Source organism: Pseudomonas sp. SBT1-2 (assembly GCF_028640875.1).
GTDB lineage: Bacteria > Pseudomonadota > Gammaproteobacteria > Pseudomonadales > Pseudomonadaceae > Aquipseudomonas > Aquipseudomonas chlororaphis_I.
This window is the reverse complement of record NZ_JAQZAA010000109.1, coordinates 147,427-160,702: the sequence shown is the minus strand read 5'-3', so window position 1 is coordinate 160,702 and position 13,276 is coordinate 147,427. Positions and strand designations below refer to the sequence as shown.

At 61.7% G+C, this 13,276-nt stretch carries 13 protein-coding genes; 10 read left to right on the top strand and 3 right to left on the bottom strand.

Translation table 11 applies throughout. From position 1 onward, the window contains the following. The 3 genes from PVZ78_RS24390 (at position 1) to PVZ78_RS24380 (ending at position 1,653) form a co-directional block, all read left to right on the top strand. Positions 1–714, top strand: coding sequence for an ABC transporter ATP-binding protein (locus PVZ78_RS24390; RefSeq protein ID WP_053269150.1), 714 nt, complete (start codon positions 1–3; stop codon positions 712–714). Positions 715–847: 133 nt separating this feature from the next. Further along, the gene (locus tag PVZ78_RS24385) at positions 848–1,009 is read left to right on the top strand and encodes a hypothetical protein (protein ID WP_009049197.1); all 162 of its coding nucleotides are present in this window, start codon (positions 848–850) and stop codon (positions 1,007–1,009) included. A 53-nt stretch (positions 1,010–1,062) separates the two neighbouring features. After that, positions 1,063–1,653, top strand: coding sequence for a helix-turn-helix domain-containing protein (locus PVZ78_RS24380; protein WP_371356831.1), 591 nt, complete (start codon positions 1,063–1,065; stop codon positions 1,651–1,653). A gap of 143 nt (positions 1,654–1,796) precedes the next feature. Here PVZ78_RS24380 and PVZ78_RS24375 read toward each other — a convergent pair whose 3' ends face one another. After that, complete coding sequence (locus PVZ78_RS24375) at positions 1,797–2,306, bottom strand: hypothetical protein (RefSeq protein WP_016705135.1); 510 nt, start codon at positions 2,304–2,306, stop codon at positions 1,797–1,799. A 66-nt stretch (positions 2,307–2,372) separates the two neighbouring features. Here PVZ78_RS24375 and PVZ78_RS24370 point away from each other — a divergent pair, with 66 nt between their 5' ends. After that, on the top strand, positions 2,373–2,546 hold the full coding sequence (locus PVZ78_RS24370; RefSeq protein WP_016705134.1) for a hypothetical protein: 174 nt from the start codon (positions 2,373–2,375) through the stop codon (positions 2,544–2,546). A gap of 129 nt (positions 2,547–2,675) precedes the next feature. Here the strand turns inward: PVZ78_RS24370 and PVZ78_RS24365 are convergent, their stop codons facing one another. After that, a complete protein-coding gene (locus PVZ78_RS24365) occupies positions 2,676–2,891 on the bottom strand; it encodes a TOBE domain-containing protein (RefSeq protein WP_009049200.1) in 216 nt (71 codons plus the stop codon). A gap of 207 nt (positions 2,892–3,098) precedes the next feature. On the opposite strand from PVZ78_RS24365, the gene PVZ78_RS24360 reads away from it, so the two are divergent. The 6 genes from PVZ78_RS24360 (at position 3,099) to PVZ78_RS24335 (ending at position 12,578) form a co-directional block, all read left to right on the top strand. Then, positions 3,099–3,920 (top strand): aldo/keto reductase, encoded by an 822-nt coding sequence (locus PVZ78_RS24360; RefSeq protein WP_009049201.1) that lies wholly within the window; start codon positions 3,099–3,101, stop codon positions 3,918–3,920. Between the two features lie 146 nt (positions 3,921–4,066). Further along, complete coding sequence (locus tag PVZ78_RS24355) at positions 4,067–6,895, top strand: response regulator (RefSeq protein ID WP_016705133.1); 2,829 nt, start codon at positions 4,067–4,069, stop codon at positions 6,893–6,895. Next, complete coding sequence (locus PVZ78_RS24350; protein WP_009049203.1) at positions 6,882–8,072, top strand: EAL domain-containing response regulator; 1,191 nt, start codon at positions 6,882–6,884, stop codon at positions 8,070–8,072. Before PVZ78_RS24355 ends, PVZ78_RS24350 begins: the two co-directional genes overlap by 14 nt. 111 nt (positions 8,073–8,183) lie before the next feature. Beyond that, positions 8,184–11,399 (top strand): hybrid sensor histidine kinase/response regulator, encoded by a 3,216-nt coding sequence (locus PVZ78_RS24345; RefSeq protein ID WP_103330683.1) that lies wholly within the window; start codon positions 8,184–8,186, stop codon positions 11,397–11,399. 74 nt (positions 11,400–11,473) lie between these two features. After that, entirely contained in the window at positions 11,474–12,121 is a 648-nt protein-coding gene (locus PVZ78_RS24340) for a response regulator (protein WP_009049205.1), read from the top strand. Between the two features lie 43 nt (positions 12,122–12,164). After that, on the top strand, positions 12,165–12,578 hold the full coding sequence (locus tag PVZ78_RS24335; RefSeq protein WP_028684103.1) for a TIGR03067 domain-containing protein: 414 nt from the start codon (positions 12,165–12,167) through the stop codon (positions 12,576–12,578). Between the two features lie 25 nt (positions 12,579–12,603). On the opposite strand, the gene PVZ78_RS24330 is transcribed toward PVZ78_RS24335, so the two are convergent. Next, entirely contained in the window at positions 12,604–13,230 is a 627-nt protein-coding gene (locus tag PVZ78_RS24330) for a TetR/AcrR family transcriptional regulator (protein ID WP_009049207.1), read from the bottom strand. Positions 13,231–13,276 lie beyond the last annotated feature (46 nt).

Below are 13,276 nucleotides of genomic sequence, written 5' to 3'. Positions count from 1 at the left end.
ATGACCCAAGCCCTGCTGGATATCCACGTGGAGCGCAAGACCTTCGCCACCACCACCGTCCTCGACGATATCCACCTGCAATTGCAGCCGCGGGAAACTGTCAGCCTGCTGGGCCCCAGCGGCTGCGGCAAAAGCACCTTGCTGCGGATCGTCGCCGGCCTGGAGAAGGACTTCCAGGGGCAACTGCTGAGCCATACCGAACGCCTGGCCTTTGTCTTCCAGGAGCCGCGGCTGATGCCCTGGCTGACGGTGGAACAGAACATCGGCTTCAGCGACGACAAGCATTACGACCGGGCCTGGGTCGCGCAACTGATCGCGGAAGTCGGCCTCGCGGGTTTTGCCCAGGCCCTGCCCAAGGCGCTGTCCGGCGGCATGGCGCAGCGGGTGGCGATCGCCCGCGGCCTGTACTCGCGGCCGCAGGTGCTGCTGCTCGACGAGCCCTTCAGCGCGGTGGACGCCTTTACCCGGATGAAACTGCAGGACCTGCTGCTGCAACTGGCCGAGCGTCACGCCATCGCCCTGCTGCTGGTGACCCACGATGTCGACGAGGCGCTGTACCTGAGCGACCGGGTGCTGGTGTTGGACAACCGTCCCAGCCGCATTCGCCAGGAACTGGCGGTGCAACTGAGCCACCCGCGGGACCGCCGCGACCCGCTGCTGGCGCGCCTCAAGGCGTTGGCCCTGACCGAATTGCACAAGGCCCATGTGATTTGAGCGGGCGTTGTTACGGGCTCGAAAGCTAAGAACACAAAGGAATTAATAAATAAATAATCAGTATTTATGGTTATAAAAATAACCACGTACTCTCAGCTCATCCCGCCCATTGGTCACGACAGTGAAGTGCCTTATGAAACCGACTGACAACGTTATCGACTTCGCCCAGTTCCGCAAACGCAAGCAGGCCCAGCAACTGGCCCGGGCCATGTGGGAGCTGTACGCGCGCAATGCCGGTTACCAGGCGTTCCAGTGGATTCAGGCGGCCCAGCCGACCAGGACATACCACGCGTGAGCGTCCAGGAACCCTCGCGCTTTCTGGCGAGCGCCGACGAACCCGGCCTTGATTTGAGCCACCTGGAAACGCAGGAAGAAGACCCGATCAGCGAACGGGTCGCGCAGAACCTGCAACGCCTGCGCAGCAAGCGTCATCTGTCCCTGGATGCCCTGGCCCGCCAGTGCGGGGTCAGCCGGGCGATGCTGGCGCAGATCGAGTCCGGGCGCAGCGTGCCGTCGATCAAGGTGCTGTGCAAGATCGCCAAGGGCCTGAAGGTGTCGGTCGCGGCCTTTCTCGAACACCGCGCCTTCGAAGGTGTGGCGGTGCTGCCATCGAGCCAGAGCAAACGCCTGGTCAGCGCCAACGGCGCCTTTGTCAGCCGCGCCCTGTTCCCCTTCGACGTGGCGCGCCAGTCGGAATTCTACGAGCTGCGCCTGAGCCCGCTCGGCGAAGACCAGTCCGAAGGACACGGACCGGGGGTCCAGGAAAACCTGGTGGTGTCCCAGGGCGTACTGGAAATCAGCGTCAACCAGGAACGCTACCTGCTTTCCACCGGCGACTCGATCCTGTTCTACGCCGACCAGCCGCACCGCTACCGCAACCCGGCCGACAGCGAGGCGGTGGCCTACCTGGTGGTGACCTATCCGGAACGCCTGGACTGAACCAGCCGGGACTGTGCTGACAGGGCGGGTCCTGCGGCCCCGATCGCAGGCTGCGCCAGCGGCTACGAATGCCAATAGTCCCTCTATAGAAAAAGCCCGGCGGGATCATCCCGGCCGGGCTTTTTTTGTGCCGCTGCGAGGAATCAGCAGGTGCAGCACATCATCGGCATGCCGTTGCAGCTCATCATCATGGGCATGCCGCAGTCGTTCATCATCTTCATCATCAGGGCGCAGCAGCTTTTCATCATGTCCATGTTCATGCCGGCCATCGGCATGATCTTGCACATCATGCAGTCGGCTTCGAGGGTGCATTCCATCACGCACTTCATCGACGGCATCGGCATGCCCATCATCGGCATTGGCATCATGGCGCCCATCATCGGCATGGCCATGCTCGCCTGGGACATGCACATCATGCTCATGTTGGCGCAATGCATCATCATCGGCATGCCGCAGTTCATCATCATCTGCATCATTTGCGCGCTGTTCTTGAACATGGCCATGTCCATGCCCGCGGCCGGCATCATCTTGCACAGCATGCCGTCGTCCATCATTTCGCAGCTCATGGTCGCCATCATCATCGGCATGCCCATCATCGGCATCATCGGCATGTTGGCGTTCATCGGCATTTGCATCTGCATGGCATTCATCATGGTGAAACTCCCTAAGCGATTCGATAGTTGGACGAAGCTGATGGGGCGGATTCTAGGGAGTGGCGAATGCCGCACAAGATGCCGATCGAACAGCAATCGCGGCTGCCGGGGCAGCTTCAGCGCAGCCGTTCGCGCGGGATTTTCCGCTTGAGCAGCCAGATGGATTTCATCGCGGACGGGAGCAGGACCGCAGCGTGTTTTCCGCTGCGATGGATATGCGCGAATCAGCGCAGCCAATAACCCAAAGAAATAATCATTCTAAGGAGGCCCGACTTTTCTCGGGAAAGGCGGCTTGCCACCCTTGCCGGTGCCCCTGTGGCAGGGTTCGGCGAGCGTGGCAAGCGAGGTGCAGGGTCGGGATCGAAAGCCTCAGAGCTTGGCGATCGACACTTCAGTGGATTTGACGAAGGCGATGACCTCGCTGCCGACCTTCAATTCCAGGTCGCGCACCGAGCGCGTGGTGATCACCGAGGTGACGATGCCCGAGGCGGTCTGCACATCGATTTCCGAGACCACCTGGCCTTCATGGATCTCCTTGATGACGCCCTTGAACTGATTGCGAACGTTGATTGCCTTGATGGTCATGGTGGGCCTTCCTGTCTGGGGTGGGCACTGGCGCATCGCCGTGCAGGCCTCTAAGGTGCCCTGTGTTTTCATACATTAAAAGGAATAAATAGTAGTTATTTTATTCCTTAAATGAATATAAAAGATCGCCTCCCTCACTTCGTTACCTTGACCGGCAACCGCGCCTTTGCTTCTCTGGGTCCTTGCTAACCCTTTCAGGAGATTGTCATGCGAACACTCGATCTGGCGGGCGTGCCCGTCCCGGTGATTGGCCAGGGTACCTGGCGCATGGGCGAGGAGCGCCACCAGCGCAACGCCGAGATTGCCGCATTGCAGGCCGGTATCGAACGGGGCATGAGCCTGATCGATACCGCCGAGATGTATGCCGAGGGCGGCGCGGAGGAAGTGGTTGGCGCCGCCATCACCGGCCAGCGCGACCGGGTGTTCCTGGTCAGCAAGGTGTACCCGCACAACGCCAGCCGCAAAGGCATTCCCCAAGCCTGCGACCGCAGCCTGCGGCGCCTGGGGACCGACTATATCGATCTGTACCTGCTGCATTGGCGTGGCCAATACCCTCTTGAAGAAACGCTGGAAGCCTTCGAACGCCTGCGCGAAGACGGCAAGATCGGCCGCTGGGGCGTTTCCAATTTCGACCTCGATGACCTCGAGGAACTGGCGAGCCCGGCCTGCGCCACCAACCAGGTGCTGTACAACATCGAGGAACGCGGCATCGAATTCGACCTGCTGCCCGCCGCGCAACAGCAGCGCTTGCCGCTCATGGCTTACTGCCCTATCGCCCAGGCCGGCAAGCTGCTGCGCCACCCCGCGCTGCAGCAGGTCGCCGAACGCCATGGCGTGACCACGGCCCAGGTTTCCCTGGCCTGGGTCCTGCGCCAGGAAGGTGTGATCGCCATTCCCAAGGCGGTGCACCCCGAGCATGTCCGGCTGAACGCCGAGGCGGCCGGGTTGCGCTTGCACGACGAAGACCTGGCGGCCATCGACCAGGCCTTCCCCGCGCCACTGCGCAAGCAGCGACTGGCAGTGGTCTGATCCGGTCGCGAGCGGCACCGCAGCGAAAAAACCTGGCACCCGTGCCAGGCTCTTTTCGTCGTCGACAAGGCTGGAAGCGGCGAAATACCAGCGACTTTAAGGATCGTCCTATCCCGGATTAAGGAGGGTTTATTTAGAGTGGGTCCATGAGATTAAAGACCTACCTTCATCAGATCAGTCCCGTATTTTCCAGTCCTGAAGCCGCTAGCAGGTTGCTGCGTCTTTTCGCGCTCATTCTTTTGGTTGGTATCCTCGGAGCCGTCTACAACTTCCTCAATTCCACCCTCAGCAACGACATTTCCCGGCGCCGCGGCTACATGAGCAGCGCCATCGCCGAAGCCCAGACCTTCTTCACCAGCCGCGAGGCCTTGCTGGAAAGCCTCAGCCTGTCCGCGGTACGCCGCTCCAAGCAGGCCCAGGCCCTGGTGTACCTGCCCTCCACCGAAGAACTGCACCTGCAACTGGGCGACCTTGATGACCCATGGAGCATCTGGCTAAGCGTGCGCATGCGCGAATACTTCAAGGCCAAGCAGGTCAACCTGCTGTATGTGAGCCCCGGTCCCGAGGCCCGGGTCATGCGCCTCTACAGCAGCAACCCGACCTCCCCCAACCTGCCCAGGACCATCCTCTCCAAGCTTGAGGCGCTCAACCATGGAGAGCATCCGGACACCAACGAGCTGTGGCTCACCGACCCGTCCACGCAGACTTCGCAGCTGTACATTTTCACCCGGCTCGACGAGCGCACCGATGACTCCGGCTGGCTGGGCCTGGAAATGGATGGGCGGGAAGTGCTCAAGGCCCTCAGCGACCAGAGCGCCGGCGAGTTCATGATGTTCAACTCCGAAGGCGCGCTGCTGTTCACCAACACTCCGGCCGGACGCCTGGGGCAGGCCCTGCAGCAACTGCAAGGCAGCAACTTCTTCGGTTTTGTCGGCAGCCGCTGGTGGCCCGATCACCTGGTGATCCGCAAGCAACTGATGACCTCCGACTGGCAACTGGTCTACTCCTTCAGCCTGCAGTCGCTGCTGATCGCGCTCTGGCCCCAGCTGGCCGGCGCCCTGGTGTTCTGCCTGTTCAGCATCAGCCTGATCTGCCTGCTGACCCGCCGCATCGAGCACCGCTTCATCACTCCTGCGCTGAGCCGTATCCAGGCCCTGGTCGAGAGCGAGCTGTTCAGCCGCGACGTGATCCAGACCGCGCCCGTGGCCTTGTGCGTGCTGCGGCGTACCGATGGCCAGGTGGTCCTGGAAAACACCCTGGCGCAGCAGTGGCTGGGCGACGGTATCGAACGGGAAATACTCTGCGCCGGCTGGATCCAGCAAGCCTTCAAGAGCCACGAACCGAACCGCTTCGACTACTTCGAGACCGCCGATGGGCGCCACCTTTACCTGAGCTCCGCGCCCACCCGCTACAAGGGCGAAGACGTGTTGTTCTGCGCCTTCAGCGACATCAGTGCGCGCAAGCAGGTGGAAGCCGCGCTGGAAGAAGCCCGGCAGATGGCCGACGCCGCCAACGAAGCCAAAACCCTGTTCCTCGCCACCATGAGCCATGAAATACGCACCCCGCTGTATGGCGTGCTGGGCACCCTGGAGCTGCTCGCGCGTACCCAGCTGGATACCCAGCAGCGCGACTACCTGCGCGCCATCGAGTGTTCTTCCTCGACCCTGTTGCAGCTGATCTGCGATGTGCTGGACGTGTCCAAGATCGAAGCCGGGCAACTGGCCCTGGAGCTGAATGAGTTCTCGCCGCTGGACCTGGTCCACGAGCTGATCCAGGGCTATTCCGCCGCCGCGTCGAACAAGGGCCTGCTGCTCTATTCCTGCGTGGACCCGCAGATCCCCGAGCGCCTGATCGGCGACGTCACCCGCATCCGGCAGATCCTCAGCAACCTGCTCAACAACGCGGTGAAGTTCACCGACCTGGGGCGCATCGTGCTGCGGGTCAACCTGCTGAGCCGCGATGGCGAGCGCTCCAGCATCCTGTGGCAGGTTTCCGACACCGGCAAAGGCATTGCCCAGGATCATCAGCCGCTGATCTTCGAACCCTTCTATCAAACCGGCGGCAATACCAACGTGGTGGCGGGCACCGGCCTGGGCCTGCCTATCTGCCAGCGCCTCACGCAATTGATGAACGGCAGCCTGCGCATGGTCAGCGAACTGGGGCTGGGCAGCAGCTTCTCCCTCACCCTGCCCCTGGAAGCCGCGATCGACGGGCCGGTCACCCTGCCCGCCACCCAGCTGCTGCCGGAAACCATCTATGTGATGTCCAGCGTGCGGGAGCTCGCGGAGTCCATCGGCGGCTGGCTGCGCCAGTGGGGAGCCCGGGTGCAGCTGTGCCATCCCTCGAAGATCGCCCCGACCAGCGATTGCCTGCTGGTGGAGGTCCACCCCGGCGAACTGGAACAACGCCTGCAACCGGACTGGCCCGGTCCGCTGATCCTCGCCACCGGCACCGGCAACAACGAACCGCAGGTTCGTACCGGGTGCTGGCACGTGAACCTGAACCACCTGCGCTCCATTCACCAGGCGGTCAGCCAGGCCCAGGGGCTGTGGGTGGCCAAGGCCGAGAACCACAACGAACACTGGACGCTGAAGCAACTGGACCTGAAGGTGCTGGTGGCCGAAGACAACGTCATCAACCAGTTGATCCTCAGGGATCAGCTCGAAGAGCTGGGCTGCAGCGTGGAGCTTGCGTCGAACGGCGAGGAAGCCCTGTCGATGTGGAACCCCGAGCGGTTCGACCTGGTCCTCACTGACGTCAACATGCCCGTGATGAATGGCTATGAACTGGCCAAGGAGTTGCGACGCCGTGGCTGTACGGTCCCGATCATCGGTGCCACGGCCAACGCGATGCGTGGAGAAGAAGAGCAATGTCTGGCGGCCGGAATGAACCATTGCCTGGTCAAACCTTTTGCATTACGCGCCCTGTTCAATTACCTAGCGCCCTATGAAAGAGCGAAGAATGAAGCCCTGTAGCATATTGATCGTTGAAGACCATCCCTTCCAGCACATGTACCTGCAGCATCTGTTCGGTGAGCTGGGCCCCTATTACCTGGAAGGCGCAAGGGATGGCGAAGAGGCGCTGGAACGCTTGAAATGGCGCAAGTTCGACCTGGTGCTCACCGACCTGTTGATGCCGGGAATGGATGGCGTACAGTTCATCCAGGGACTGGCGGCCCTGCACTCCAAGCCGGCGCTGGCGATCATGAGCTCGGCTTCGCGGCGCATGCTGATGAGCGCCAGCCTGGTCGCCAAGAACCTCGGGGTGAAAGTCATCGGCCTGATTTCGAAACCGGTGAACCTCGCCGCCCTGCAAACCCTGACCACCCAGCTGAGCATCTCGCAGCCGAGCTCGCCACGCCCCTTGCCGACCGCCATGCTCAATCGGGCCGCGCTGGCCCAGGCCATCCAGGAAGAGCAATTCGAGGCCTGGTTCCAACCCAAGAAATCGCTGTTCAACGGCCGCATCGTCGCCGCCGAAGCCCTGGTCCGCTGGATGCATCCGACACAGGGCATGCTGCTCCCCGACGCCTTCCTGCCCGCCCTCAAGTCCTTCGATCTCGAGGAGGAGCTGCTGTGGCTGGTCCTGCGCCAGGCGATCCAGGCCCAGGCCCGCTGGCGCCAGCATGACTACGACATTCCGGTGTCGATCAACCTGCCGACCCATCTGCTCAACAGCCACGACCTGGCGGACCGCCTGTTCGACTTTGTCATGGAACATCAGGGCGTACCGGGGCAGATCTGTTTCGAACTCATGGAATGTTCGGTGCCCCAGGACATCAGTAACTTCTATGCCGGCGCCTGCCGCTTGCGCATCAAGGGCTTCGGCTTGTCCCAGGACGACTTCGGCAAGGGCTACAGCTCGTACATGAACCTGGTTTCCACCCCGTTCACCGAGCTGAAGATCGATCGCGCCCTGGTCCAGGGATGCCATGCCAGCGAAGAACTGACCAAGGCCCTGACCAGCATCATTGCCCTGGGTCGCCAACTGGGCCTGACCGTGGTCGCCGAAGGCGTGGAAAGCGCCGAGGAGTTGGCGCTGTTGCGCAAGATCGACTGTAGCCAGGTGCAGGGGTTCCTGATCTCTCGCGCAGTCCCCTCCGAACAGTTTCAACAGCTGCTGGTGAACGACGGTCCAGCCGCCAGTTATTGAACCGAGGACACCCACCCTTCAGGATTACATGCCCCACATCACTGACAAGTCGTTGTTTAAAGGTAAAATCCTCAAGGCTTCGACTTTTTCATGCTTTTTTGGATACCAGTGATGAACCACCAGGACACGCTTCTCGAGAATCTGAAACGATACTCGACTCGCCTGAACAAGGGATTGTTGATTTTTCTCGGCTTGACCCTGCTGTTGATCGCCATCAGTTACTGGTCGTCGCACAAACTGCTCGAAGAACAACACGACAGGTTCAAGGCGCACTTTGCGCGGATGATGGAAGACATCCGCGAACATGAAGACTTCCTCCGTGGCGTCGCCGTACAAGGCACCCAGGTCCCCTTGCGCTCCAGCGACTCGGGTTCGTACCTGAAAAGCGCCTTGCCCGAAGAGGGATTGCACAACTACCTGGGCCAGGAATTCGCCTTTTCCACGCCCTTCAGCCTGTCCGTCAACCAACAGAACATCGCACCTGACACCTTGGCCAGGCTATCCGATCTGGGAGAGCACCTGACCGACTACTACAGCGCCTTCTGGTCCACTTCCCATTACCAGTCACCACCGTTTTTTCTGTTCGATGTCGAGGACAGCTTCAATATCGGCATTCCGGCAGCCGGGCATTCACGGGACCCGCTCTGGAAAAACGACACCCCCAACAAGGCACTCGTCCTGCAAACACTCAAGCTGCTGCTGGCGAACGATCCGGCACGGGCCGATGGCGTGGTCGATTGGGAACCCCTGGTCCCGCATCAGGCCAACGAGGCCCCCGTCCGGCTGCTGGCCTATGTCAGCGCCCACCTCGGGCCGCAAGGGTCAGGCGTCCAGGACGCCGGCAACCCGGTCGGCATTGCGTCGCTGTTGAGCATGGACCTGGTCAGTGACATCAAGCGACTCATGCCGTGGTCGACCTATGACCATGTGACACTGATCGCCCCCTCCGGCAAGGTGCTGAGCGGTTCGCTGCAACCGGGCGACGTGCTGCATGACGGGCTGAACATCACCGGCGACGGCATGGTCTTCAAAGTCTCGAGCAACTCCGCCGAGCCCTGGACCGCCCTCTACACCATCGGTTTCAAGAGCTACTTCAACTACACCCTGTGGCCCTTGCCGGTCTTGCTGGCCTTGCTGATCGGCGGCATCGGCTGTGGCTGGCTGGTCAGTCGCCGGTATCAGTCGCGCATCGTCAAACCGGTCTACGAGGCTTACCAACGCACCGCCGAAAGCGAGGCCTTCAGCCGGGCCGTGATCGATAGCGCGCCCACCGGCCTGTGCGTGGTGCGTCGCTCGGACTTCAAGGTCCTGCTGGAAAACCGCAAAGCCCAGCAGTGGCAAGGCAGCACAAAACTGCGGATGGCCCTGGAGAACCGGCAGGACCTGTCCGTCGCCGGTGAAACCCGGCTGGACATTGACGGTACCCACCTGCAGGTAGGGTTCGTGCCCACCCGTTACCAGGGCGAGGATGCCGTGCTTTGTGCCTTCCACGACGTGACCAGCCATATCGAGGGCGCGGCCATGCTGGAACAGGCGCGACGCTCCGCCGATGCGGCGAGCGAAGCCAAGACCCTGTTCCTCGCCACCATGAGCCACGAAATACGCACCCCGCTCTACGGCGTGCTGGGCACCCTGGAACTGCTCGGGCTGACGCGCCTGGATGCGCGGCAGCGCGAACACCTGCAAACCATCCAGCGCTCGTCCAGCACCCTGTTCCAATTGATCAGCGATGTGCTGGACATTTCCAAGATCGAATCCGGGCAGATGGCGATCGAGTCCCAGGCGTTCTGCCCGTTGCAGATGATCGAGGACACGCTGCATGCCTACAGTGTCTTCGCCGAAAACAAGGGCTTGCTGCTGTACGCCTGTGTCGATGCAACGTTGCCCGACCAGTTGCAGGGCGACCCGATACGGATCCGCCAGATCCTCAACAACCTGCTCAGCAATGCCATCAAGTTCACCGACACCGGGCGTGTCGTGCTGCGGGTCAGGGTCCTGGAATCCGTGGAGGGCCAGGCCAGCCTGGAATGGCAGGTCACCGACTCCGGCATCGGCATCTCGCCAGCCCAGCAGGAGCGGCTGTTCGACACCTTCTACCAGGTACGCGACGCTTCCAGCGAGGCCGGTGCCGGGCTCGGCCTGGCGATATGCCGCTGGTTGACGGAAATGATGGACGGCCAGATACGCGTGGTCAGCGAGCCCGGCCTGGGCAGCAGCTTCTCGCTGCGGCTGGGGCTGAAGGTCATGCCGGGCTCGCTGGATGGCTGCGCGGACATCCTGCCGACCACCCAGGCGGTGTATGTGCGGGCGCCCGCCGTGGAGCTGACGCAGAGCACCTGCGACTGGCTGAATCGCCTCGGCGTGGTCGCCAAGCCATTGCCGGCCTTTGTCGAAGAGTCGCGCCAGGCCAACCTGCTGGTCGATGTCCTGCCCTCCGACAACCTGCCCGCCTGGGCCGGCCCCCGGGTCCTGTGCGCCAGCGGCGAACACCCGCCGGCACAGCCAAAGCCAGGCTGCAGCGTGGATGCCCATGATGTGCGGGCCATTGCCAGGGCCGTCTCCCTGACCCTGCATGGGAAAACCATTGCGCCCGCCGCTCCCGAATACGACCTGAGCAGCAGGCTCGGCCTGCATATACTGGTGGCCGAGGACAACGCGATCAATCAGGCGATCATCAAGGAGCAACTCGAAGCCCTGGGCTGCACGGTGACCGCCGCCTCCAACGGCGAAGAAGCCTTGCAGCTCTGGCAGCCGCAGGTGTTCGACCTGGTGCTGACCGATGTGAACATGCCGCTGCTCAACGGTTATGAACTGACCCGGGCCCTGCGTGAGCGCGACCGGGAAATTCCGATCGTCGGGGTCACGGCCAATGCCCTGCGCGAAGAAGGTGCCCGCTGCATGGCTGTCGGCATGAATGCCTGGCTGGTCAAACCCTTGAGCCTGCAGACGCTGCACCACTACCTGTCGAATCTCTGCGCGAACGCGCCTGCCCAGGAACCGCAACCGATGATCGATGCAACGCCTCCCCCCGCGACCGGCGACACCATGATCGAGCTGTCTCCGAAAATGCGTGCGCTGTTCATTACCACCATGCGCCAGGATATCCAGAGCGTGACCGACGCCCTCGACGCCCAGGATGCCAAGCGGCTCGCCGAGCGACTGCACAGCGCCGCCGGCGCGCTGGGTGCCGTGCAGTTGAGCACGCTGGCGAAAAACTGTGCCGAACTGGAGTCCCGGATACTGCAAAGCGCGACGACTTCTTCCGTGACCCTTGAGGTGAAAAGCCTGATACAAAGCTTGACGGATATTCTTAATGCACTTGAATGAGACGCGACAAGATTTGATGAACGCAATCCCTTATTCTTTCTCCTTACCAACCGGCGTATTACGAGTGGCTAGTCATGGAAAAATTTAAAGTAGTCATCGCCGACGATCACCCGATTGTTCTGCTCGGCGTTCGCGAGTTGATGGAACGAGAAAGCAACTTTGAAATAGTCGGTGAAGCCATCAGCTCACAGGGCTTGATCGAAATCCTCGAGCAACAACCGGTCGATATCGTCATTACCGATTACAACATGCCCGGGGATTCTCCCTACGGCGACGGCCTCAAGCTGGTCGAGTACCTCAAGCGCCACTTCCCGCGCCTGCAGGTACTGATCCTGACCATGATCTCCAACCAGTTGATCCTTACACGCCTGCATGAGCTGGGGGTGGTCGGGGTGATCCAGAAAAGCCAGCTGCACAATGAAATCCAGGTGGCGCTCAAGACCATCGTCGAAAGAGGTTCCTATCAGAGTATCGAACCTGCGCCGAGCTCGGTCATCGAGTCCAATGCAAGCATCGACGACCGGATTTCCATGCTCTCGCCCAAGGAGTTTGAAATCCTGCGGCTGTTCGTTTCCGGCAAGAGCGTCAGTGACATTGCCCGAAGCCAGAACCGCAGTTCGAAGACCATCAGCGCACAGAAAATCTCCGCCATGCGCAAGCTGGAAGTCGAGAGCGACCAGGACCTGCTGACGTACTGCATCGGTCGCAACATCTTCAACTGACCCCGCCCCTTTCACCCAGCGAAGACAGAAGGCCCGAACGGCGATGACCGGCGACGACCAGTTCGATCTGCAACAGCTTCAAGGTGCCTGGGAACAGGTGGAGTACGAGGACAACGGGGTCAGCAACCCACCTGACGAACATGGCGCCCCAGGCGCCCTTACCCTGATCCAGGGGCAAGGGTTCCGTGTCGTGACGCTTGAAGGCGAGCTGTTGCTCGCGGGTAGTTTTACCCTCGATACCCGGACCACGCCGAAGTCCATTACCTGGGTCGATTCCATGGGTGCCGACACCGGCAAGCACTTGCCGGCCAGCTATCGACTCGAAGGCGATGAATTCGTCTTCATCGCCGCGGACGAGGGCCAACCCAGGCCCACCGAGTTCCGCACCGGGCCCGGTGAAACCCTGCGTCGGTTCATCCGCGTCTCACAGGACGGCACAGGCCTCGGCAACCGCTGAGGCTCGCTTATTGGCGGGCATCCCGTCAGGCCCTGGCCCGCTGTATTTCCCGTCCCGCCAACTCGCCGATCGCCAGCAACGCTGCGCAATCCGCGCCATCCTGGGCCTGTACCGACATGCCTTGAATGATCGCCCCGATATACCGGGCCAGCGCCACGGCCTGGGTATCGGCGCGCAGTTGCCCGCTGGCGATGCCCTGCTCGATATGCGCTTCAAAGGCCTGGAGGGTGTTGGCCCTCAGGGCACTGACAAATTCACGGATAGCGTCGTTTTCCACCGCGCAGGTCAGGGTCGCGGTGGAGATCATGCAGCCCCGCGGCCGGCCCGGCAGGCTGTACTCATGAGCCGCCTCGCGCAGCAGGCGGAGAAAACCGTCCACCACGTCCGCTTCCTCGCGCAGTGCCCGCTCGGCAAAGGCGCCGGTGCTGCGCTGGTAATGCAGCAGCGCCTGCTGGTAAAGCTCGGCCTTGGACCTGAACGCCGCATACAGGCTTTGCACCGTGATGCCCATGGCCGCCGACAACTCCGGCATCGAGGCGCCTTCATAACCCAGGCGCCAGAACACCTCGGCCGCCAGGGCCAGGACCTGGTCGCGATCAAAGGCAATCGGCCGTCCACGACGGCGCACCACGGCAGCAGGGTTATTTATCATAGTGATCACTATTGAAATTAGAACAAATGCCGGTTAATCATAACGA

Coding starts and splice junctions, on each gene's coding strand:
- PVZ78_RS24390 (WP_053269150.1), top strand. CDS start 1: ATGACCCAAGCCCTGCTGGATATCCACGTGGAGCGCAAGACCTTCGCC.
- PVZ78_RS24385 (WP_009049197.1), top strand. CDS start 848: ATGAAACCGACTGACAACGTTATCGACTTCGCCCAGTTCCGCAAACGC.
- PVZ78_RS24375 (WP_016705135.1), bottom strand. CDS start 2,306: ATGATGAATGCCATGCAGATGCAAATGCCGATGAACGCCAACATGCCG.
- PVZ78_RS24370 (WP_016705134.1), top strand. CDS start 2,373: ATGCCGCACAAGATGCCGATCGAACAGCAATCGCGGCTGCCGGGGCAG.
- PVZ78_RS24365 (WP_009049200.1), bottom strand. CDS start 2,891: ATGACCATCAAGGCAATCAACGTTCGCAATCAGTTCAAGGGCGTCATC.
- PVZ78_RS24360 (WP_009049201.1), top strand. CDS start 3,099: ATGCGAACACTCGATCTGGCGGGCGTGCCCGTCCCGGTGATTGGCCAG.
- PVZ78_RS24355 (WP_016705133.1), top strand. CDS start 4,067: ATGAGATTAAAGACCTACCTTCATCAGATCAGTCCCGTATTTTCCAGT.
- PVZ78_RS24350 (WP_009049203.1), top strand. CDS start 6,882: ATGAAGCCCTGTAGCATATTGATCGTTGAAGACCATCCCTTCCAGCAC.
- PVZ78_RS24345 (WP_103330683.1), top strand. CDS start 8,184: ATGAACCACCAGGACACGCTTCTCGAGAATCTGAAACGATACTCGACT.
- PVZ78_RS24340 (WP_009049205.1), top strand. CDS start 11,474: ATGGAAAAATTTAAAGTAGTCATCGCCGACGATCACCCGATTGTTCTG.
- PVZ78_RS24335 (WP_028684103.1), top strand. CDS start 12,165: ATGACCGGCGACGACCAGTTCGATCTGCAACAGCTTCAAGGTGCCTGG.
- PVZ78_RS24330 (WP_009049207.1), bottom strand. CDS start 13,230: ATGATAAATAACCCTGCTGCCGTGGTGCGCCGTCGTGGACGGCCGATT.